The organism is Streptomyces sp. NPDC033221 (assembly GCF_055577005.1).
On the sequence record NZ_JBVIQN010000018.1, the window covers coordinates 56484 to 78570 of the forward strand.

Here is a 22087-nt window from a genome sequence, read left to right on the forward strand (position 1 = left end):
GGTCTGCGTCACGGGGCGAGCCAGACGTTTTCGAGCTGGACGCGCCCGTAACCGGGCAGCTTCGGCAGGCCGTGCACCTTCGGCGCGGCCAGGTCGATGCCGTCCGCCATGCCCCACAGCAGGTAGCCGGACCGGTCGTGTTCGATGCGCTGGAGGTCGCGCAGCGCGGCGGTGCGGGCCGTGCGGTCGGCGGTGGCCATGACCTTGCGGTACGCGGCGTCGAACGCCGGGTCGGACCAGTCGGCCTCGTTCTGCCCGGCCCCGGTGGTCAGCGTCTTGGAGGCGAAGAACACCACGGAGTCGTTGGTGCCCCAGTAGTTGGTGTAGAAATCGCCCTTGAGCCAGGTCTTCTCGTAGAAGGCGCCGGACTCCTGCTTGACGACCTCGACCCGGACGCCCGCCTCGCGGGCCTGGGAGGCGAAGAGGGTGGCGGACTCGGCGAGCCCGGCGACGTCCTCGGTGGTGACGAGCCGGTACGTACGGGAGAAGTCGAACCCCGCGTCGGCCAGCAGCTGTTTGGCCTTGCCCAGGTCGCGCTTGCGCTGCGGGAGGTCCTTGGCGTAGGCGGGGTCGCCGGTGCCGAGGATGTCGTTCGCGACCGTTCCGTACCCGGACAGCACCTGTTCGACCATCGCCTCGCGGTCCACCAGCAGCTTCATCGCCTCGCGGATCTTCGGGTCGGCGAACGGGCCGCTGGATGTGCGCATCACGATGGGCATGGCCATGTCGTCGGGGCGCCGGACGATCCGGATGTCCCGGCGTGCCTTGGCCGTACGGGCGGCGACGGCGCCGACGTTGGAGGCCACGTCGAGCTGGCCGGACAGCATCGCGTTCGCCATCGCCTGCGGGCTCTGGAACATGGTGACTTCGACGGCGTCGAGGTGGACCGCGCCGCCGTGCCAGTCCGCGTTGCGCAGCAGCCGGGCGTTGCCGCCGCGGTACCAGTCCAGCTTGAAGGGGCCGGTACCCGGTGCCTTGGGTATCTCTTTGTCCGGGGTGTCCTTCTTGAGGACGAACGTCGACAGCCGGGTGAGCAGGGGGAGTTCGGCGTTGGGGTAGTCGGAGACGAGGACGACGGTGCGTTTGCCGTCGGCGGTGATGTGGTCCGCCGTGACGCCGGGCAGCCGGGCCGCCCCGGAGGGCGTACCGCGCAGCCGGCGCAGTGACCAGACCACGTCGTCGGCGGTGACGGGGGTCCCGTCGTGGAAGGCGGCGCCCTCGGCGAGGGTGAAGCGCCAGGTCTTGAGGTTCTTCGAGGGGGTGAAGGCGGAGGCGAGGCGGCCGACGGTGTTGTCCCGGTCGCCCGGCGCCGTCAGCGTGTCGTACACGAGGGCGATGACGAGGTAGTCGCTCTCGTTGCCCTGGGTGCCGTGCGGGTCGCGGGTGATCGCCGAGGTGCGGCCCAGGGCGCCGATGCGCAGGGTGCCGCCCTGCCGGGGGGAGCCGCCGCCGGCGGGTGCCGCGTCGTTGCCGCCGCCGCACGCCGAGAGGAGGGCGGCCGCGCCCAAGCTCCCGCCGAACCACAGCACTTGCCGCCTGTTGAAGTCCACGCTGCCTCGCTCTGTTCGGTCGGTCACTTAGGGTTGCCTACCCTAATGAGAACCGGGTCCGCAAGGGTTCTCGGTGCCGAGTGCTTCCGTGCGCCGGTGTCAACTGGGCTTTTACGGGAGCGAGTTGAGTGAAGCCGGGCATGTGCGACAAAGTAAAGTGAGGTTTGCCTAACCTAAGTCCGATCGGTAGCGTCGTTACTGTCCGCTGGACCCCGGACACGGAGCGGCAGTCATGACCGCCCCCTGCCCGGACTGTCGAGCGCGCCGCGCCCTGCCCGCGCGGCGTCGCACCCCGGACCCGATTCCCACCCTCAACGGAAACGGACTGCCTCGACATGACCACGGGAGCCGCACCCGTCCGCCAGCTCGACCCCGCCGACGCCACCGAACTCCGCCGCACCGCCGAGCAGATCCTCGCCGCGGCCGGCACCTCCGCGGCCGCACCCCGACTCCTCGACCGGATCGCGGAGTCCGCCGCCGCACTGCCCCGCACGATCCGCCGGCAGCTGCGTCCGGCCGACACCGACGACGGCCTGTTCGTCCTGCGCGGACTGCACGTCGACGACGCCGGACTGGGCCCCACCCCGGCCGGCTGGGCCACTGCCGGCGGCAGTGGCGCCGTACACGACATCGTCCTGCTGCTGCTCGCCACCGCCATGGGCACCCCCATCGCCTGGGAAGGCCAGCAGGACGGCCGCTTCGTGCACAACATCGTCCCCGCCCCCGGCCGCGAGACCGAACAGACCGGCGCCAGCAGCACCGTGCTGCTCAGCCCGCACACCGAGGACGCCTTCCACCCCGGCCGCGCCCACCTGCTCATGCTCAGCTGCATGCGCAACCACGACCGCATCGCCACCACCGCCGCCGGCATCCGCAACGTACGGCTCGACGAGGCCGACATCGCGTTGCTGAGCCGCCCGCTGCTGCCGATCCTGCCCGACGACGCGTACACCGAGGCCCAGCACTTCCACGCCGGCCCGCCGCCCGCGGTCCCCACCCTCTTCCGGTCCGACGACGGCCTGACACTGCGCTTCGACCCCGCCTACACGCCCCTCGGCGACGCGCCCCCCGACCACCGCGCCGCCTACGGACGCCTCGCGGACGAACTCACCCGCGTCTCGGGCGCCGTGTGCCTCGAACCGGGCGAGGTGCTCGTCGTCGACAACGACCTGGTGGTACACGGCCGGGTCCCCTTCCGGGCCCGCTACGACGGCACCGACCGCTGGCTCAAGCGTGCTTCCGTCCGTGTCCCCACGCGCCGTTCACGCCCCCTGGCCGAGGAATCGGAGCACGGTTACGGTCAGGCCGTCATCGAAGCCCACGCCGGATGACAGCCCGCATCTCCTTGAGGACGGACATGACCGACAGCACCGTGGCCGCCGACACCCCCTGCATACCCGCCGACGACCGGACCCTGCGCATCCTGTCCACCAGCGACCTGGCCGGCCTCGGCATCGCCCTCGCCGACGTCGTGGCCACCGTCGAAGGCGCCTACCGCACCCTTGCGGCGGGCGGCTCCGACAACCCGCGCAAGCTCACCGTCAAACCCGCCGACGGGCACTCCGTCGCGTACGCGATGCTCGGCCGGGACGGCTCCCGCGACGTCGTCGCCGTCAAGACCTCGTACAAACACGGCCTGCACAAGGACCGCGGTGACCAGCACTACTACACCACGCTGACGCTCTACGACGACACCACCGGCCTGCCGGTCGCGATGCTGGACTGCGGCCGCGTCGGCGCGCTGCGCACCCCGGCCGTCTCCGCCCTGCTCGCCCGCGAATGCGCCCCGCCCGGCGCCCGCAGCGCCCTGGTCATCGGCACCGGCACCCAAGGGCGCCTGGCCCTCCCGTTCCTGCTGACGACGCTGCCCGGCCTGGAACGCCTGATGCTGTACGGCAGTCATCCCGACGGCATCGCGGCGGTACGCGAAGAGCTGCGCGCCCACTTCCCGGACCGGGACGTGGAGCTGGTCACCGGCCTGCGGGCCGCTGCGGGCGACGCCGACGTGCTCGTGGCGGCCGCGGGCGGCCACACCGCGGCGGCCGTCGAGGCCGACTGGCTCCGGCCCGGCGCGCTGTCCGTCCTCGTGGGGCACGGCCTGGCACCGTCCACCCTGCACCGCGCCGACCGGGTCGTGGCCACCAGCGAGGCGCAGATGAAGGTCACCGGCACCGACATGGCCGACGAACACGGCCGCTTCCCCGCCGTGGACGCGGAGTTCCCGGCCGTGCTGGCCGGTACCGCCACCGGCCGCGGCAGCGCGCAGGAACGCATCTTCGCCTACAACAGCGGGCTCGTCGTCACCGACATCGCCCTCGGCCACCGCTTCGCCCAACTCGCCCTCGACCAGGGGCTGGGAACGCGGGTGGCGCTGTGGCGGTGACCGGTCCGCACCCCGCCGGCACACCGACGCTGCCCGCCCACCCCGACCCCGACACCGACCGGCTCCTGGACAGCGGCCTGCTGCACGAACTGTCCTACGCCTTCGACGGCCCGTTCCACTTCCTGCTCCCGCACCGCTTCGACACCAACCTCACCGCCTTCCGCACCGCACTCCACGACGCCGGGGTGGCGGGGCGCGTGTACTACGCGAAGAAGGCCAACAAGGCCGCCGTCTGGGCGGAGCGCTGCGCCGCCCACGGCGCGGGCGTGGACGTGGCGAGCGCCCCGGAGCTGCGCGAAACCCTCGGACACGGCGTACGCGGCGAGCACATCGTCGTCACCGGACCGGCCAAGAGCGACGAACTGCTCCGGCTGGCCGCCCTTCAGGGCTGCCTGGTCGCGGTCGACGCCCTCGACGAACTCGACCTGCTCATCACGCTCGCCCTGACCGGCACCGCCCGCCCGGCCCGCCTGCTGCTGCGCCGCCTGCCTCCCGGGCAGCCGCACAGCCGCTTCGGGATGACGGCCGCCGAACTGGACACCGCGCTGGACCGGTGCGTACGCGCCGAGGGTGCCGTACGGATGGAGGGCTTCAGCTTCCACCTGTCCGGATACGCCGTCCGGCCACGCGCCGACCTCGCCGCGGACCTCGTCGGCCGCTGCCTGCGCGCGCGGGAACTGGGACTGCGGGCCGACCGGATCAGCATCGGCGGCGGCTTCGCCGTCGACTACAGCAGCGCGCACCACTGGCAGGCGTTCCTCGCCGCGCAGCGCCCCGCGCACTACCACGCGCACAAGACGTTCGAGGCCGACAGCTTCTACCCGTACCACTCGCCCGTCGCCGGAGCCGACGCCCTGCTCGCCATCCTGGACACCGTCCCCGTGGGCGGCCGCACCAGCCTGGCCGAACGGCTCAGGCAGACCGGCACGCTGCTGATGGCGGAGCCCGGCCGGGCCCTGCTCGACGGCGCCGGCGCGTCCGTCTTCCGCGTCCAGGGCGTCAAGGAACGCGACGGCTACCGGATCCTGACGGTCGACGGCACCAGCCTCAGCCTCTCCGAGCAGTGGTTCAACAGCGAGTACCTGCCCGATCCGTACCTGGTCACCCCGGACGGGCGGGCCCGGGGCGAGACGGTGCACCCGGCGTGCGTCGGCGGCGCGACCTGCCTGGAGTCCGACCTCCTCACCTGGCGCAAGGTCCCGTTGCCCGCCCGGCCCCGCGTCGGCGACCTGCTGGTCTACCCGAACACCGCCGGATACCAGATGGATTCGAACGAGTCCCCGTTCCACGACCTGCCGCTGCCGCCCAAGGTCGTCGTGGACCGCCTGGGCACCCGGCCCCGCTGGCGCCTCGACCGGCGCCCCGCCCGCTGAGGCGGGCACCCGGCCATCGGCCTCCGCACGACCCATGTGACCAGCCCTTCGCTGCCCAGGAGCCGCCCAGTGAACCAGGCCCCCACGCGCCCCGCCGTGGTCTCCCGCATCTCCGACCTCATCGGCTGCACCCCGCTGTTCGAGCTGTGCCGCACCGATACGGGCAGCCGCCTGCTCCTCAAACTGGAGATGTTCAACCCGACCGGCACCGCCAAGATCCGGATGGCCCGCCAGATGGTCCTGGACGCCGAGGCGCGCGGCGCACTGCGGCCCGGCGGCCGCATCGTCGAATCCACCTCCGGCAACACCGGCCTGGGCCTGGCGGTCATCGCCGCCGAACGCGGCTACACCTTCACCGCCGTCGTCGACCACCACGCCTGCACCGACAAACTGCGCGCCATGACGGCCCTGGGCACCCGGCTCGTCTACGCCCCGGACGACGGCACCGGCGAACTGGCCACCGCCGCCCGCGAGGAACTGGCCGGGGAACTGGCCCGCGGGCAGGACAACACCGTCTTCACCGAACAGCACAACAACCCCAGCAACGGCGTCGGTTACTTCCCCGTCGCCCACGAGCTCCACCAGGCCCTCGGCGGGCGGATCGACATCCTGATCGGCGCGGTGGGCACCGGCGGCGCCCTCTGCGGCACCACCCGCGAACTGCGCACCCTGGTCCCCGGCTGCCGCACGGTCGGCGTCGAACCCAAGGGCTCCATCGCCTTCGGCGGCCCCGCCCACGACTACTACCAGTCCGGCACCGGCACCCCCGAAGGTGCCGAGATCGGCGCGCTCGTCGACTTCGGCCTGATCGACGACGGCGTGAAGGTCGGCGACGCCGAGGCCTTCGCCACCGCCCGGGCCGTCGCCCGCGCCACCGGACTGCTCATCGGCGGCTCCGCCGGCGGCGTCGTCCACGAGGCCCTGAACCGGCTCCCCGCCGCCCGGCCCGGCACCACTATGGTCGCTCTGGTCAACGACGGCGGCGAGAAGTACCTGGACACCGTCTTCAACGACGACTGGATGCACGCCCGCGCGCTCCTCGACCGCGGCCTGGAACGCGAAGTCGACGAAACGCTCACCAAACTCCGCAGGATATGAGCCCGCCCATGCAGCCCACCACGCTCCTCCGCGACAGCCGCGCCCTGGCCGCCCTCGCCGTCCCGCTCGTCCTGACCCAGCTCGCGCAGGTCGCCCTGACGACCACCGACACCGTCATGATGGGCCTGCTCGGCACCACCGACCTCGCCGCCGGCGGCCTGGCCATCGTCATCTTCAACCAGCTGCGCACCATGGGCGTCGGCCTCGTCACCTCCGTCGGCAACGGGATCGCCGCCGCCGCGGCGCGCGCGGAGACGGCCCGGGAGCAACCGGAGCCTGGGGAGGAGGACGGCGAGACCCGTACGATCGTCCGCGCCGGCCTGGCCGTGGCGACCCTCGCCGGACTGGCGGGCGCCGTCCTGATGCTGCTCATCGGCCAGGCGCTCAGCTTGCTCGGCCAGGAGGCGGACGTCGTCGGCCGGGCGCGGACGATGCTGCTCGCCCTCGCGCCGGGCCTGCTGCCGTGCCTGTGGTTCCAGGCCGTCCGCCAGTTCACCGTGGGGATGCGGCGGCCGCAGGCGCTGCTGCGTATCACCGTCGTCTCCGTCGTCGTCAACGCGGCCCTCAACTGGGGCCTGATCCACGGCACCTGGGGGCTGCCCGAACTGGGCCTGCCCGGCGTGGGGGTGGCCACCACGCTCGTGTACTTCCTCTCCTTCGTGGCGCTGTACGCCGCCGCGAAGCGCGACCGGGTGCTCGGGCCGCACCTCAGCCTGAACATCGCCAGGGCCCACCGTGCCGCGGCCGGCCGTCTCGTCCGGCTCGGTGTGCCGATCGCCGCGACCTACGGGTCGGAGGCCGGGTTCTTCTCCGTCACGGCCCTGATGGCCGGCTCGTTCGGCAGCGCCGCGCTGGCCGCGCACACCGCCGTCAACCAGCTCGTCTACATCGTCTTCCAAGTTGCCGTCGGCCTCTCGCACGCGGCATCCATCAACGTCAGCCGCGAACTGGCCCTCGGCCGTACCGATACCGCGCTGCGCATCAAGAACACCGCACTGGCCTGTGCGGGCGCCGTCATGGCCGTCGTCGCGGTCGTCTACGTCACGCTGCCCGGACTGGTCCTCGGCCCGTTCTTCGACACCGGCGGGGGCCGGGACGCCGAAGCCGTCTCCATCGCCTCCCACCTGCTGCTGGTCGTCATGGTCCTGCAGTTCTTCGACTGCGCCCAGAACATCGGCGTCGGCCTCCTGCGCGGCCTCGACGACACCAAAGGCGGCTTCCGCATCACCCTCATCGGCTACTGGGCGGTGGGCCTGCCCGCCGCCTGGCTCCTGGGTTACGCCGCCGGGCTGCACACACTCGGCATCTGGCTCGGCCTCCTCACCGGCCTCGCCACCACCGCCGTCCTGCTGCTACGCCGCTACGGCGCGAGCCTGCGCGCCAGGGCAGCCGCCCCGCAGACCGTACAGACAGCATGAACGGCGCAACCGCGGGCAGTTTTGCGGGCCTGCCCTACGGCCACACCACCTTGCGGAAGGCATACGAACCGTCCGGCTTCAGCTCGACCAGCGCGAGCGGCTTGCCCTCCGGATCGCCGTGATCGTCGAACCGGATCGGTCCGCTCACGCCGTACACCGGCTTGCTGCCACTGATCTGCAACAGCATCTGGCGGGTGCTGCCGGTGGTGACCGGACTGCTGCCCTGCCGCCCCGCGCCGTCACGGATGGCCACACCGAGGGTGAACAGCGCGTCGTGGCCCATCATGGCCTGCCCGTCGGCCAGTTCGTCGTCCGTACGACGGATGTCCTTCCGGTAGGCGTCGCGGAACTGCGGCAGCGGATTGTCGGCGCCGGGATAGGCGTTCGCCCACTGGTCGGGATGGGCCAGTACGGTGTGGTGCACCGTGACGCGGCTGAGCTCCCACACCTTCCGGAACGCCTGGCGCGACTCGTAGCTTTCCGGCACGTCGAAGACGCCCACCGCGTCGTCCGCGGTGACCACCGTGGTCGGGCAGCGCCGGCCGGTCGCGGCCATCGCCTCGATGAAGATCCGCAGATCACGCCCCCGGCCCGCGAAGTACACGGCGTCCGGCCGGTCGGAGCACACGCGGTCGGCGAGGGCGGAGAAGGCGTTGGCGGTGGCGGGATCGTCCGCGCTGTAGGCCAGCCCGAGGTCGGTGACCTTCAGGCCGTGCCGCGCGGCGGCCGCGGTGAAGCCCCGGTACAGGGAGGTGCTGTAGATGTCCTGCTCACTGCGGTCCGAGATGGTCGTCACGCGGTACGGGCGCTGCCGACCGGGACGGTCCTGCAAGGCGCGCAGATGGCGGACCGCGGCCGACGCCTGGGCGGAGTTGGTCGCCGCCACCCGCCAGAATCCGGTCTGCCCCGGCTGGTTGATGGCGTCCGCGGTCACGGTCGAGCCCATCAGGGGAATCCTGGCCGCCCGCAGGGCGTCGATCGCCTGCTGGGTCGTCCGGCGGCTCTGCCCGAGGCCCGCCACGGCGACCAGGTGCTGATCGCCGTCCTTCATCTCCTTGAGCTGGTCCACCAGCGGCTCCCACTGCTGCGACCCGGCGCCGCTGTTCGCCAGCAGCAGCTTGATCTGCGGCGAGTCGCCGCGCCCGCCGCGCCGCGGGTCGTTCAGCTCCCGCTGCGCGAGGTAGGCGCCCTCCAGCTCCCGCCGTATGCTGTCGCGCCCCTTGTCGCCGACGCCCGGTGTCATCGGCTGGAGGTAGGCCACCGACACCCAGGGCCTGCCGGACCGCGCCACCCGCCGGTTCTCGGCGAGGATCTGCCGGGAGATGTCCCGCAGCGAGGCATCGAACACGTACGAGCCGTCGGTGACACCCACGCACTCGTTCCGCGGCCCCTGCTCGCGCACCCCGTCGGCACACCGCTCGAACGCCCTGTCGTACACCCAGTACCCGCCCACCCCCAGGGCCCCCGCCACCGCCACCGCGACGGCGGCCCGCAGCCACTTGCGGGGCTGCGGCCGCGGGGCCGCGAGCTGGTCCTCGCCACTCATCCGACGGTCACCAAGGCTTCCTCTCGTAGCCGGCCGCCCGCTGCCACAGCACGTCGTGGTCCGTCTCGTCGCTCAGCCGGCCACTCAGGGTCTGCAGTGCGTCGACGATCTTCGGATACAGCTCGGCCGCCGGATCGCCCAACGGGTCGGACCACAGCGACGCATAGGTATCGGACGCCGGGTGGGTGGTGATCCACCCGGCGACCAGCAGACGGGTGACCATCAGCCGCTCGGGCGGGCTCTGCGCCCGCGCGAGCCGGTGCTGGAACTCCGCGCCCGCGGAGCGGCCCAGCGCGTCCCCCTCCCAGCGGCGCGGCGCGCGCTGGATCCAGGACAGCTCCTCGCACCACGCCTGCGCCGAGCTGCCGCCCCCGCACACGTCGAGGAAGCGGGCATGCAGGTAGGCCACGGCCCCCTGGACGTCACCGCCCGCCAGCCGGTGGTAGGCGCCGACGCGTCCCGACTCCGCCGCGTACCGCAGGATTTCGTGCGTACGGTCCCACGGCGTGGCGGAAGCGTCGGTGGCGGACGCCGGAGCCAGCGACAGCCGGCCCAGCAGCAGGGTGCGCACCATGCCCGGGAGGGTGCTGTGCGGCTGCCCGTCGAAGGTGACCCGCTCGGCGTGCCGGTCGTCGTGGGCCAGCCCGCGCAGCAGCCGCGGCGGAGCCTCGGCCTGCCGCCACAGGTCGGTGGCGCTCGCGGCCTGCCCGAGGGTGACGGCGGCGGCCGCGCGGGGCAGAGCCCCGTCGACCAGCTCCCGCGGCAGATCCTGGAGCAGCAGTTCCAGCAGTTCGTCCGCGACGGAGTGCGGCCCTTCGGGCGCCAGCACCATGCGCAGCCGCCTTCCGCACGGCACCTCCGGCGCGAAGTCCTCCAGCGCGTCCAGCACCGTGCCGGTCGCGGCCGGGTGGCCGCGCGTCAGCTCGTGAACCGTACGGCCCAGCCAGGCCACCGGGTGCGTGATGCCCGCCAGCGCGGCCCGCGGCATCCGCTTCGCGTACGGAGCGGCCTGCTCCCGCACCTCGGCCCGGTCCAACGGACGCAACTGCGCCACCTCCAGCCTGGCACCGCCGCCGGGCCGGGCCACCACCCGCGGCACGAACAGCTCCGGCCCGTCCTCCCGCTCCGGCGGCTGCCAGCACGACAGATAGCCGCCGAGCTGCCGGGGGCCCTGCTCCAGCTGCCGCAGCACGTCCGGCGCGCGGCGTGCGCTCGCCACGACGACCAGCGGGTCCGGCTGCTCCGGCCGTTCCGGCCCGGCGGCCCGCGCCTCGACCAGGGCCCGGAGGAAGGTGTCCCCCAGTTCACTGTCGGCGTTGTCCAGCAGCACCAGGCAGCGCAGGGTGCGGGCGCGGTCGCCGCCGTGCCGGGTGTACGCACCCTGGAGGTCGGCGAGGAACGCCTGGAGCAGCACCGACTCGGCGCGCTCCCGCTGGGCCGCCGTGCCGTGCCGGAAGTGCTGGTTCAGCTCGACGAGGGCGTCCGCCGGGACCTGGGGCCGGGAGCCGCCGCGCGGTACCCGGCCCACCCGCCGGTGCACGCCCCACCACACCCGGGCCCGCTGCCACCCCTGTATCAGCGGTACGACCGCCGCCGACCAGCCGGGCAGCCCCATCGGCACGCCGACCGACGCCACCAGTTCCCGCAGCACCGCCAGGGAGTGGTCCTCCGCCCGGCCCGTCCGCAGCGCCTCGCGCATCTGGCCCAGCGCGGCGTCCCTGCTCTCCGGGTCGGCCTCGGCGGACAGCGCCATCAGCAGGACGGCGAAGGACGGCAGGGCGAGCGGCGGGAAGTCCGGCCGGCGGGCGTTGAGCTGGAAGGCGATACGGGCCAGGACGTCGACGGGGTGGTGCACCCCGTCGTCGAGCGCCGCGAGGTCCAGGGCGGCCAGCGGTGCCCGGCGGCCCCAGTTCTCCAGCCGCCCCGCCAGCGCGGTCTTGCCGCTGCCGCGGGGTCCGAGCAGCAGCAGGGCCGGGTACCGGGTGTGCTCGCCGCGGGCCCGGACGAGCCGTTGGCCGACGAACTCCCGGATCATCAGATCACGTCGGGACTGCACCGTGCCGTGCCCCCTCGTGGTCACCGTCGTGAAGGACCAGGATGCAGCAACCGGGTGCGTGCGAAGGGTGGTTCGGGAGCAGTGGTGACCACTGGGTCATATGAGGCCGGTGAGGAAAAGGCGAGACGTATGGTCCGCGTCGGACGCGAGAGGAAGGTGCGATGCGGGTCTCGGCAGCGGCTCGTCCTCAGTAGCGGCTCCCGGGAATGCCGGCGTCACGCGGGCCGTACGGGGCGGAGTCCAGCCAGCGCCCGGCGCGGCCGTACCGGGGAGCCGCGGCGGCCGCCAGGCGCTGGGTGGCGCGCTGCCAGGGGGTGCGGGCGGTGAGGTGCGCCAGGGCGCGCCCGGCCGCCCGGCGGTTGAGCAGCGCGGCCCGGTGCCGGTCGGTCGCGAAACCGGCCACATCGCCGGTGACCAGGGCGGCCGCGGCCGCCGCGGCGTCGGCGACGCCCGAGTTCAGGCCCCGCGCGCCGAAGGGGGCGAAGAGATGCCCGGCCTCCCCGGCGAGCAGCACCCGGCCGTGCGGGTCGGTGAGGGCGTCGGCGACCGCCTGCTGGAAGCGGTAATGCGAGGACCAGGTGACGGCGCAGGCGTGGCCGTCCGGCAGCAGACCGGGCAGCCAGTCCGCCGCGGCCCCGGCGAGCGCCTCCGGGTCGTCGTCCGGCCGGCACTGCACATCCACGCGCAGCCCGCCGCGGAACGGCACGGTCAGCACATTGCGCCCGGCCATGCGCGGATCGAGGTAGTGGAACGCCCGCTCGTGCGGCAGCGGGTGCCCGGGGTCGTCGGCGACGTCGAGCACGAGGAACGCGTGCGGTGAGCGGGGCCCGTGCAGCCGTACCCCAATGGCTTGGCGCACGGCGGATCTGGCCCCGTCACAGCCGACGGCGTACGCGGCACGGTGCTCGGCCTCCGCAGTGCGCACCCGTACGCCGTCCGGGCCGGCGGCGAGACCGGTGACCGGCGTCTCCCAGTGGATGACCGCCCCGGCCCGGTGGCAGGCAGCGCGCAGCAGTTCCTCCATGACCGGCTGCGGGAGGCTGGAGAACGGCGCGCGGTCCGCCGGGGGCGGGGTGTACGTACGGCGGTGGACCTCCCGGCCCGCGAAGGAGGTGCGTCTCGCGCCCCAGACCAGCCCGTTGCCGACCAGGTCCCTGCCCAGCGCCGGGTCGGCGGCGGCGAGCGTGGCCAGCGACTGCCGGTGCAGGAAGATCGCCCGGCTGCCGGGCCGGGGCGCGTGCTCCGCCGCCGCCTCCAGGACGGTGACGGGCAGTCCGTGGGCGCGCAGCAGCAGGGCGGTGGCCAGCCCGACCGGGCCCGCGCCCACGACGAGGACGTGCGGTGTCGCGGTGGTGTCCATGACGGTCTCCTAACGGGGCAGCCGGCCGCGCGCGACCTTGCCGCCCGCGGTGGTGGGGAGTTCGGGCAGGAACGTCGTACGGCGGGGAATCTTGTACGGGGCCAGTTGCGCCCGGCAGTGGGCGAGGATCGCCGCCTCGTCGGCCGGCCGGCCCGCCACGGTGGCGATCCAGGCCTGCGGGGACTCGCCCCGCACGGCGTCCGGCATGGCGGTGACGGCGACCGCGGCCACGGCCGGATGATTGGCGATCACCCGTTCCACCTCGGCCGGGTAGACCGTGTAACCGCCGCACAGGATCACGTCCTTGAGGCGGTCCAGGACGGTGACGCCGCCGTCGTCCGTCACCCGCCCGACGTCCCCGGTGCGCAGTTCCCCGCCGGGTGTCAGGACCCGTGCGGTGACCTCGGGGGCGCCCAGATAGCCGGGGGTGACGAAGGGCGCGCGGACCAGCAGTTCCCCGTCCTCGCCTGTACGGACCGCGGCGTCCGGCACGGGCGGGCCCGCGGTGCCCGGGTGCCGCGGGTCGTCAGCGGGGGTGAGCGAGGCCAGGCCGGCCAGTTCGGTCATGCCCCAGCCTTCGGCGAAGACGGCGCCGGACCGCTCCTGCCAGGCGCCGGCGAGCTGTGCGCCGGCGGGCTGGCCCGCGGAGAGCGAACAGCGCACCGACTCCAGCGGCAGCCCCGCGCGGGCCAGCAGCCGCCGGTACATCGTCGGCACCCCGGCCAGCACGGTGGGGCGGTGGCGGCGCAGCGCCTCGGCGACCGTCTCCTCGGTGAAGCGGGTGAGGAGGACGAGAGTGGCCCCCGCGGACAGTGCGGCGTTCAGCACGTTGGTGCCGTACGTGTGGGCCAGTGGCAGCGGGCTGAGCACCGTGTCGCCGGGCCCCAGCGCGAGGCGCCGGGCGATGTTCTCCCCGCCGAGCCGTACCGCGCACCGGGACTGGAGCGCTCCCTTGGGGCGTCCGGTCGTGCCGGAGGTGTAGGCGATGGTCGCGATGCCGGCGAGGTCGACGGCGGGGGAGCGGGGCGGGCCCGGTGGCGGGCGGCCGGGTTCCTCGGAGGTGAGGAGGAGGGCGGCGGCGCTGTCGCCGGCCGCGTGGTCGATCTCGTCCGGCGCGGACGCGGCGTTCAGCGGAACGCTCACCGCGCCCAGCTCCGCCAGCGCGAGGTAATCGACGACCCAGTGGCGGCCGTTGGGGCGGCAGAGCAGGGCCCGGTCGCCGGGGCGCAGGCCCGCCGCGGTGAGTTCGGCGGCCCGGCCGGTGACCGTGGCGCGCAGCGCCTGGCGGGTGAGGGACCCCTGTTCGTCGATGAGGGCGATGTCGGGGCGCTGTCGGTACGACATGAGAGGCTCGCTTTCGTACGGAGTAAGGGAGTTGGGCAGGGAGGGCGGGTCAGGGCGTCGGCTGCCAGGCGGACGCGGCGGCATGGACCGTCCGCAGCACCTCGGCCGGGGTGCGGCCGCTCTCGTCGAGCAGCAGACCGCCGGGACGGCTGCCCACCGAGTAGTGGGTGTCGAAGAACGTGTCGATCTCGGCCGCCGCCGTGGCCCCGCCGGGCCGGGGTGCGCAGACCCACGTCACCGGGGTGCCGGTGGAGGCCACGGCCTCGATCAGCGCGGGCAGCTCGGCCACGATCCGCTCCGGGGCGAGCCGTACGGCCAGTAGCAGCCGGCCGGGCACCCGGCCCGCGTTGAGCGCCGCACACCGCGCGGCGACCGCTCGGGGATGACAGCCCGGCCGGGGGCACAGCCCGGCCACGGCGCCGGGCGGCGGCACACGGTCGCCGTCGGCCGTCCACCGGACCTGGCCGGCGATGGCCGGCGGGCAGGTGTCGAGGAACGCCATCAGCTGCGGGAAGTCGCCCAGCCAGGTGTGCGGGCGGGCAGCCGCCCGGTACTCCTCGGCGACCCGGCGCGCCTCCCGTGGCAGCACGGCCGGCGGGGCATGCCCGCCGGTCACGACGGTGACGGGGACGCCGGCCACGTGGTGGACCAGCGCGGACGCCGCTGTCGTCAGCGCTCCGGTCGCATGGCGCCCGAGGTGCAGGAGGAACGCTTCACCGCCCACCGTCGGGGCCAGCGCCGGATGCGGATCCGGTACGGCGGGCCCGGCGCGCCCGATCTCCTCGGTGAGCGGACGCGGGCGGCCCAGGAGCCGATCCCGCGTGGGTGGTGACGGCACGACGACCGGCGGTGGCCGGACCGGCTCCGGGCCGTCGCGCCCGGAGCTCTCCGGATCGGCGGGCACCAGACGCGGGTTGAACAGCTCGCGGATGAACAGCCAGGGCCGGTCACCGTCGAGCACCACGTACGACTTGAACACGGCGGGCCGGACCCGGCCGTCGTGTTCCCACCCGGCCACGCCGACCTCCACCAGCCGCCGGGTGCGCATCGCCCCGGCGGCCCGCAGCCCGTAACCGATCGGCGTACGGCCGCTGGTGAGGCACGCGGCCAGCGCCGGGTCGTCGGGGACCAGCCCGACCACGGTGTTGAGCGAGACGGGGGTGAGCGCGGCGTCGGCCAGCGCGGAGCGGCGCACCAGGACCTGTTCGTCCCGGCCCAGGCTCAGACAGCGGCGGGTCAGCGCGTCCTGCGCGGCGGCGGGCGCGGTGCCCTGGTGCAGGACGCGCAGCCGCAGGGGCGTGGCGAGCGCGGACTCCAGCAGGGTGGTGGTCAGCCCGTCGCTGGCGAGCAGCATCCGGGTCAGCGGACTGCCGAACCGGGCGACGTCACCGAGGTCGAAGGGCCGCGGGGCCGGCCGGTCCGGGGACCGGCCGGCGGTGGCACAGCCGTCCGGCGGGCGGCGGTCGGTACTGGGGTAGCGGAGTGGGGTGAACACGGTCAGGTCCTTTCCGGGAGCGGGGCGGAACCGGGGGCGGCCGCCGCCCGGCGGGGGCGGGTGCAGGAGGTGCGGCGGCGGGCGCGTGCCGCGCCGGCCAGTTCCCGCAGCAGCCGGGCGGTGTCGCTCCAGCCGATGCACGCGTCGGTGACGCTCTGTCCGAAGACCAGCTGACGGCCGGCGCCGGCGTCCTGGCGGCCGGGCACGAGGAAGCTCTCCAGGAGCACGCCGCGTACGGTGGTGTCGCCGTCGGCGATCCGTACCGCGAGGTCCTCGACGACCGCGTGCTGCCGCTCGTGCTGCTTGCCGCTGTTGCCGTGGCTGGCGTCCACGACGACTCGGACCGGCAGCCCGGCACCGGCGAGCAGGTCCGCGGCCCGGCGGACGTGTGCCGCACCGTAGTTGGGGCCGTCGGTGCCGCCGCGCAGGACGACGTGGCAGTCCCGGTTGCCGCTGGTGCGCAGCAGGGCCACCGGTCCGGCGCCGGAGACGCCGAGGAAGGTGTGCGGTGCGGCCGCGGCCCGTACGCCGTCGACCGCGACCTGGACCGAGCCGTCCGTGCCGTTCTTGACGCCGACCGGCATCGGCAGGCCGCTGGCCAGGTCACGGTGCACCTGGCTGGCCGCTGTCCGGGCTCCGACGGAGCCCCAGGCGACGACGTCGGACAGGTACGCCGGGGTGGCCGGGTTGACCCATTCGCAGCCCACCGGCAGTCCCGACTCGGCGATGTCGAGCATCAGGGACCGGGCCTCGGCCAGGCCGCGGCCGAGGTCGGCGCCGCCGTCCAGGCCGGGGTCGCCGACCAGGCCGGGCCAGCCGAGGCAGGAGCGCGGTTTCTCGACGTAGACCCGCATCACGACGAGCAGGTCGTCCGCCAGTCCGGCCGCCGCGTCCCGCAGCCGGGACGCGTAGTCGAGGGCGGCCGCCCGGTCGTGCACGGAGCACGGCCCGACGATGACGAGCAGCCGGTCGTCCCGGCCGTCGAGGACCCGTACGGCGTCGTGCCGGGCGGTCATGACGGTGTGCGCGGCGTGGTAGGCCAGCGGCAGCCGCTCGCACAGCTGCGCCGGGCTCTCCACGGGGAGGACGCGGGTCTGGCCGCCGGTGGGACGGACCCGGCGTCCGTCGCGGTGACGGAGGCGTGGGGTGTCCGGGACGGCTGTCGGGGTGGTCATGGTGGTTCGCTCCTTCGGTGCGGTGCGGGCGGTGTCCTGTGGAGTGGCGGGCGGGTACGTCATGACGAGTGACCTCCGTGACCCCCATGGCCCCCTGGGCCCCCGTGGCCGCCGCCGTGCATTCCGGGGTGCATGTCCATCACCGGGCCGGGCATGACCGTGAACGGGCGCATCATCGACTCGTCCTCGTGTTCGAGGATGTGGCAGTGGTACATGTAGCGGCCCGAGCCGCCGTCGAACTGCCCCAGCACGGACACCAGCTGGCCGGACCCGGCGGGCGCCGGCCTGGTGTCGCCGACCCGCACGGTGTCCTTCCAGCCGAGGTCGGCGCCCTCGACGGGCAGGTCCCCGGTGAAGATGACGGGGGTGACGGTGCCGTGGCCGCGCACCGTGCCGTCGCCGTGGTACAGCCGCTGGAAACCGCGGGCGTCGTAGTTCTGCCGCCGGGTCTCCTGGAAGCGGATCAGATGGATGTGGAAGGGGTGCACGGGACCGCCCAGGTTCAGCACGTTCCACTGCTCCCAGCCGCCTTCGCGCGCCATGATCGTGGTGGTGTCGTTGAACATCTCGGCGACCCGGCGCAGCGTCAGCAGGGGCTGTCCCGGCCGCTGCACCTGCACGACGCCGTCGCTGGGGATCTCCACCGACGAGGCGTCCTCGACGGTCTCCATCTCCCACATCATCGGCATCCCGGTCGCGGCGGGCGGGGTCAGCACGATCCACCGGTGCTCGTGGTCGGGGGCCGTGGCGTGGCTCAGCCGTACGTAGGACGGGCTGATCCGGTCCGGCAGGGTGAACGGGTCGTCCGCCGCCTCGTCCGCGATCCGGAACTGCAGCACCTCGGGCGCGGGCGCCGGGCCGGGCGGGTTGGTCGCGGTGTCGGCCCAGTGGACGCGCATCCCCCGCAGTACGGAGAAGTCGGCCAGCACGTCGGCGCGTTCGGCGGGTGCCAGGGTCAGGCCCCCGTCCGGCAGTGGCTCCGGCTCGGGCAGCAGCCCGCTGTCCGTACCGATCTGGCGGAACGCGCGGGCGACCAGTTCCGGGTCGACCGGCGTGCCGTCCTCGTGACACAGGCGCAGGGTGAAGAACCGCGCGTTGGAGCCGTTGACGATCCGGAAGCGGTACCAGCGCGCGGCCACCTCCAGGTGCGGCTGGACGACGCCGTTGACGACGTTGTACGGGCCGAAGAACGGCCGGGGCACGTCCTGGGCGTCCCGCAGGACCTTGTGCATCAGCACGCCGGTCGGGCGGCCCTTCCAGTCGGTGTCCACGTTGCGGTCGCACAGGACGAGCGGGATCTCACGGTCGCCGTCCGGCAGGCCGAGCGCCGCCTCCTCCGCGTCCCGTATCCAGTACATGCCGGCCAGACCCGTCATCACGTTCAGCGCGGTGATGTTCATGGCGTGGTCGTGGTACCAGAGGGTGCAGGACGCCTGGTCGTTGACGTACTCGGAGAGCTGGGTCTCGCCCGGCGGCACCGCGTTGTCGGTCCAGCCGTCGTTGACACCGCCGGTCCGCGCGCCGTGCAGATGCACCACGGTCCACGGGGGCAGTGCGGCCACCTTGCGGTCGAAGGTGTCGGCCGCCGGGTCGTACCCGGGGCGCATGGTGTTCGCCGGCACCCGGGTCTCCACCTTGATCAGGGGGTACGGGCCGCTCAGCCCGTTCTCCCAGGACACCCGCAGCCGGGTGCCGCGCCGCACCTCGACGGTCGGCCCGGGGACCTGGCCCTCGTACGCCCACATCAGCGACGGGGGAAGTTGCGAGTGCAACGGAACATGGACGGGACGGGTCCGTACGGTCAGCTCCGCGCGGCCGGTCTCCGGGTCGGGCTCCGGCCGCAGGACCGGCGGAATCCGCAGCGGGTCCAGGAACGGTTCCAGGGCCGGGGGCTCGGGGGCGGCAGGGGTCTGCGGGATCACCGGGGCTTTCGGGGCCGGAGAGGTCTCCGGGGTCGTCGGCGTCGCCGGTGCCCCGGGGGCCGTCGGGAGCACGGGGGCCGTCGGGGAGGCGGCCGGGGGAGCCGGTTCGGTGAGTACGGCCGGTTCGGTGGCGGCGGCCGCCGGGGTGGGGGTTTCGATCAGCTCAGGCATCTCGGGGGCTCTTTTCCGGGAGCTGGAAAGGTTGACTCCCTCACCGTGCGCCCCGGCAGCCCCGCACCACATCGGGGAAAACACGGGCCCGACTACTGAACCGGTACGGATACGGAGGAGCGCGCTACTGAGCCCGGCGCCCCCGTGCCGCCCCCCCCGGCCCCCGTACGCCCCTCAGCCCTCCGGCCCCCACACCCCCGCCAGCTTCCCCGCCACCGCCGCCCGCGACGACACCCCGAGCTTCGCGAAGACGTGCGCCACATGCGTTTCGACCGTCCGCGGGCTCAGAAACAGCCGTTCCGCGATCCGCTGATTGCTGAACCCCTGCCGGACCAGCTCGGCCACCTCCGCCTCCCGCCGCGACAGCCGCCCGTCCGCCCGCGTCGCCGTCCGCCCGGTCCGTACGCCCAGCCGCCGCTGTTCGCGTACGGTCCGGGCGTGCAGGCCCAGCGCTCCGCACGTGCCGAAGACCTCCGCCGCCCGCGCCAGCTCCGTACGCGCCGCGGACTTCTGCCCGCAGCGGGCGTGCGCGGTACCGGCCCGCAGCCAGGCCCGCGCCGCGGACAGCCGCTCGCCCGACGCCTCGAACAGCTCCGCCGCCCGGACCGCGCCGTGTGCCGCCGCGTCCGGGTCGCCCTCCTGCTCCGCGTGGGCCCGCGCCAGCACCGCGTGCCCCGATCCCGTACCGCCGCCGGGGACCGCCGCGGCCCGGTCCGCCCAGCCCGCCGCCGCTTCGGGCCGGCCGCGCTCGGCCTCCGCGTCGGCCATCGCCTCGCAGCACACCAGCAGGCAGCTGCGTTCCAGCAGCGGGGAGACGAACGCGTCGCACGCGTCCAGCACCTCCGTGCCGCCCGCGTCCACCTCCTGCAGCCCCACCAGCGCCAGCCCGCGGCCGACGACGCCGAGCCGCGCCCACCACTCCCGGCGGCCGTCCGCATGCCGGATCGCCTCGTCGGCGAGGGCCAGGGCGGCGGCGGAGTCGCCCGTCCAGCGGACCATCAGCGACTTGACGGCCAGCGCCAGCGCCACGCACTCGTCGGAGCCCAGCAGCCGCGCCGCGTCCAGTGCGTCCTCGGCCCGGTCCACGGCCTCCGCGAGCCGTCCCGTCCGTCCGTACGTGAACGCCTGCGCGGTCAGGATCCAGGGCGACAGATAGCTCTGGCCGGTGGCGTTGGCGATGGCCAGACTCCGCTCGACCAAGCGGGCGGCCTGCGGCAGCCGGCCCATCATCGCGTCGATCCAGCACAGGAAGGACAGCGACTCCAGCCACGGCGCCAGCTCGGCGTCGGTGGCCTCTTCCGTCAGCCGCTCGGCCTTGGCGGCCAGCTCGTGCGCGGTGTCCAGGTCACCCGCGCCGTAGGTGCAGCCGAGGCGGAGTGTCACCAGCGGCACCCAGTCGTCGGGCGCGCCGCCGGCCGCCTCGGCGCCGCCGCCGGGCCGGGACAGCACGGCGGTCAGCCGGTCCAACTGCTCGGCGGCGCCCGGGTAATCGGCACGGATGAGACTGTCGCCGATCAGCTGGAGGTGCAGCGGGACCGCGTCCGCCGCGTGCTCCGGCGGCACCCGGCCCAGCTCCGACCGGAGCAGGGCGCGGCCTTCCGCCTGCCGGTTGAGCAGCCGTTCCAGGATGGCGCAGAACCGGGCGGCGCGGGCCCGCTGCGCCCAGGCGTCCGGCGGCAGCAGCCGCAGCACCTCCAGCGCGGTGTCCCGGCCCTGGACGAGCCGCCCGCCGACGCCCTGGAGCCGGGCCAGCTCCACGAGCAGGGAGAGCCTGTCGGGCGCGGGACCGGCCGCCGTGCCGCCTGGATTCTCGGGCAGCAGGTCCAGGGCGGTGCGCAGCCACTGGGCGGCGGTCGCGGGGGACTGGTAGGCGCTCGCGCGGGCCGCCTCGACGAGCACGCCGACGGACAGCAGGTCCCCGAACCGTGCCGAGCGGGCGATGTGCCGGGCGCGGGTGACGGTGGGCGCGTCGCGCTCGTCCAGGGCGGCGGCCACGCGTGCGTGCGCGGCGACCCGCCAGCCCGCGCCGGAGGAGGCGTACGCGAGGTGCCGGACGACGGGGTGGCGGAAGCGGAAGCGGCCCGGGGCGGGCGCGCAGCGCACCACGTCCCGCAGCGCCAGTTCGTCGAGGGCCGCCAGCGCCTCCGCCTCGGTCGTCGGCGCGGCGACGGCCACCATGCCCGGCTCGAACTCGTCCCCGAGGGTGGCGGCGGCCTGGGCGGCCAGCCGTGCGCCGGCGGGGAGCGCGGCCAGTTCGGCGGCGAGGGCTTCGCGTACCGCGGCCGGCAGCAGCCCGCCGTCGTCGATCGGGGCGGCGCCCCCGGCGGGCGTGGCGGCGTCCGGCGCGGAGCGGGCCAGCGCCTCCAGGTACAGCGGGTTGCCGCCGCTGGCCTCGTACAGCGCGCGGCGGCGCCGGGCACCGACGGACGGGCCGAGGAACTCACCGGCCTCCCGGAGGGTGAGCGGCGCGACCTCGATACGGGTGCGCAGTCCCGGCGCCGCGTCGGCGAGGGCGGCGGTGAGCCGGGGGCCTGCCTGGCGCGTGCGGTAGGTGACGGCGAGCAGGAGGGGGCCGCGCGGCGGGTGCCGGGCGAGGTGGGCGAGCAGCTCCACCGACCCCTCGTCGGCCCAGTGCACATCGTCCAGCAGCACCGCGAGGCCGCCGGGGTCCGCGAGGGCCTCCAGCAGGAGCCGTACGGCGCGGTGCACGCGGTAGCGGTTGAGGCCGGTGCTCGGGGCCGCCGCGGGGTCCGGGGCCGGCCGGTCCGCCGACAGGGCGGGGAAGATGTCGGCGAGCAGCCGCGCGCTCTCCGCGTCCAGGGCCGCGCGCACCTGCTCGGCCCGGCTCTCCACCTGGTCGTCCAGGGCGTCCACGGCCAGCGAGAGGGGGACGTCGTTCTCGTACTCGGTGCCCCGGCCGCGCAGCACGGTCAGCCCGTGCCGCTGTGCGGCGCCGGCGGTCTCGCCGAGCAGTCTGGTCTTGCCCGCCCCCGGGTCGCCGGTCAGTTCGACGAGCCGGAACTCGCCCGCCGCGGCCCGCTCCGCTTCCGTGCCGAGGAGCCGTACGACCTCTGAACGGCCGACGAGCGCGCGGTTGCCGTGGGGCGGTACAGGGCTGTCGGGCATCGGGCGGGCCGGTTTCGTTCGGGTGGGGTGGGCGGGTGAACGGCGGAGGTCGCCCCAATGGAATATTTTG

At 74.4% G+C, this 22087-nt stretch carries 14 protein-coding genes; 5 read left to right on the top strand and 9 right to left on the bottom strand.

The window, feature by feature from the left end; all coding sequences use genetic code 11:
* Positions 1-8: 8 nt before the first annotated feature.
* Positions 9-1550 (bottom strand): ABC transporter substrate-binding protein, encoded by a 1542-nt coding sequence (locus ACZ53K_RS23310; protein ID WP_468840065.1) that lies wholly within the window; start codon positions 1548-1550, stop codon positions 9-11.
* Between the two features lie 335 nt (positions 1551-1885).
* Here ACZ53K_RS23310 and ACZ53K_RS23315 point away from each other — a divergent pair, with 335 nt between their 5' ends.
* The 5 genes from ACZ53K_RS23315 (at position 1886) to ACZ53K_RS23335 (ending at position 7822) form a co-directional block, all read left to right on the top strand.
* Positions 1886-2881: a TauD/TfdA family dioxygenase gene (locus tag ACZ53K_RS23315; protein WP_468839812.1), complete on the top strand. Its 996-nt coding sequence runs from the start codon at positions 1886-1888 to the stop codon at positions 2879-2881.
* A 26-nt stretch (positions 2882-2907) separates the two neighbouring features.
* Positions 2908-3933 (top strand): ornithine cyclodeaminase family protein, encoded by a 1026-nt coding sequence (locus ACZ53K_RS23320; RefSeq protein ID WP_468839815.1) that lies wholly within the window; start codon positions 2908-2910, stop codon positions 3931-3933.
* Positions 3924-5306 (top strand): type III PLP-dependent enzyme domain-containing protein, encoded by a 1383-nt coding sequence (locus ACZ53K_RS23325; RefSeq protein WP_468839818.1) that lies wholly within the window; start codon positions 3924-3926, stop codon positions 5304-5306. The genes ACZ53K_RS23320 and ACZ53K_RS23325 overlap by 10 nt, the downstream gene beginning before the upstream one ends.
* 69 nt (positions 5307-5375) lie before the next feature.
* Positions 5376-6404: a cysteine synthase family protein gene (locus tag ACZ53K_RS23330; protein WP_468839820.1), complete on the top strand. Its 1029-nt coding sequence runs from the start codon at positions 5376-5378 to the stop codon at positions 6402-6404.
* An 8-nt stretch (positions 6405-6412) separates the two neighbouring features.
* Positions 6413-7822, top strand: a complete 1410-nt coding sequence (locus ACZ53K_RS23335; protein WP_468839823.1) for an MATE family efflux transporter — start codon at positions 6413-6415, stop codon at positions 7820-7822.
* Positions 7823-7856: 34 nt separating this feature from the next.
* Here ACZ53K_RS23335 and ACZ53K_RS23340 read toward each other — a convergent pair whose 3' ends face one another.
* From ACZ53K_RS23340 to ACZ53K_RS23375, 8 genes are all read right to left on the bottom strand, one after another.
* Complete coding sequence (locus tag ACZ53K_RS23340) at positions 7857-9368, bottom strand: ABC transporter substrate-binding protein (protein ID WP_468839826.1); 1512 nt, start codon at positions 9366-9368, stop codon at positions 7857-7859.
* Positions 9369-9375: 7 nt separating this feature from the next.
* Positions 9376-11424 carry an ATP-binding protein gene (locus ACZ53K_RS23345; protein WP_468839829.1) on the bottom strand — a complete coding sequence of 683 codons (2049 nt, stop codon included), beginning with the start codon at positions 11422-11424 and terminating at the stop codon, positions 9376-9378.
* Between the two features lie 187 nt (positions 11425-11611).
* Positions 11612-12784, bottom strand: coding sequence for an FAD-dependent monooxygenase (locus tag ACZ53K_RS23350; RefSeq protein ID WP_468839831.1), 1173 nt, complete (start codon positions 12782-12784; stop codon positions 11612-11614).
* 9 nt (positions 12785-12793) lie between these two features.
* A complete protein-coding gene (locus tag ACZ53K_RS23355; RefSeq protein ID WP_468839834.1) occupies positions 12794-14128 on the bottom strand; it encodes a class I adenylate-forming enzyme family protein in 1335 nt (444 codons plus the stop codon).
* Positions 14129-14177: 49 nt separating this feature from the next.
* Positions 14178-15623 carry a 3-deoxy-7-phosphoheptulonate synthase gene (locus ACZ53K_RS23360; protein WP_468839837.1) on the bottom strand — a complete coding sequence of 482 codons (1446 nt, stop codon included), beginning with the start codon at positions 15621-15623 and terminating at the stop codon, positions 14178-14180.
* 2 nt (positions 15624-15625) lie between these two features.
* Entirely contained in the window at positions 15626-16798 is a 1173-nt protein-coding gene (locus ACZ53K_RS23365) for a 3-deoxy-7-phosphoheptulonate synthase (protein ID WP_468839840.1), read from the bottom strand.
* Positions 16799-16857: 59 nt separating this feature from the next.
* The gene (locus ACZ53K_RS23370; RefSeq protein ID WP_468839842.1) at positions 16858-18891 is read right to left on the bottom strand and encodes a multicopper oxidase family protein; all 2034 of its coding nucleotides are present in this window, start codon (positions 18889-18891) and stop codon (positions 16858-16860) included.
* 174 nt (positions 18892-19065) lie between these two features.
* Positions 19066-22017, bottom strand: a complete 2952-nt coding sequence (locus ACZ53K_RS23375) for a helix-turn-helix transcriptional regulator (protein WP_468839845.1) — start codon at positions 22015-22017, stop codon at positions 19066-19068.
* Between the last annotated feature and the right edge of the window lie 70 nt (positions 22018-22087).

What these genes read in the sequence shown, in the direction of transcription:
- ACZ53K_RS23350 (WP_468839831.1), bottom strand. Translation starts at nt 12,784, where the DNA reads ATGGACACCACCGCGACACCGCACGTCCTCGTCGTGGGCGCGGGCCCG.
- ACZ53K_RS23320 (WP_468839815.1), top strand. Translation starts at nt 2,908, where the DNA reads ATGACCGACAGCACCGTGGCCGCCGACACCCCCTGCATACCCGCCGAC.
- ACZ53K_RS23315 (WP_468839812.1), top strand. Translation starts at nt 1,886, where the DNA reads ATGACCACGGGAGCCGCACCCGTCCGCCAGCTCGACCCCGCCGACGCC.
- ACZ53K_RS23370 (WP_468839842.1), bottom strand. Translation starts at nt 18,891, where the DNA reads ATGCCTGAGCTGATCGAAACCCCCACCCCGGCGGCCGCCGCCACCGAA.
- ACZ53K_RS23365 (WP_468839840.1), bottom strand. Translation starts at nt 16,798, where the DNA reads ATGACCACCCCGACAGCCGTCCCGGACACCCCACGCCTCCGTCACCGC.
- ACZ53K_RS23375 (WP_468839845.1), bottom strand. Translation starts at nt 22,017, where the DNA reads ATGCCCGACAGCCCTGTACCGCCCCACGGCAACCGCGCGCTCGTCGGC.
- ACZ53K_RS23340 (WP_468839826.1), bottom strand. Translation starts at nt 9,368, where the DNA reads ATGAGTGGCGAGGACCAGCTCGCGGCCCCGCGGCCGCAGCCCCGCAAG.
- ACZ53K_RS23355 (WP_468839834.1), bottom strand. Translation starts at nt 14,128, where the DNA reads ATGTCGTACCGACAGCGCCCCGACATCGCCCTCATCGACGAACAGGGG.
- ACZ53K_RS23335 (WP_468839823.1), top strand. Translation starts at nt 6,413, where the DNA reads ATGCAGCCCACCACGCTCCTCCGCGACAGCCGCGCCCTGGCCGCCCTC.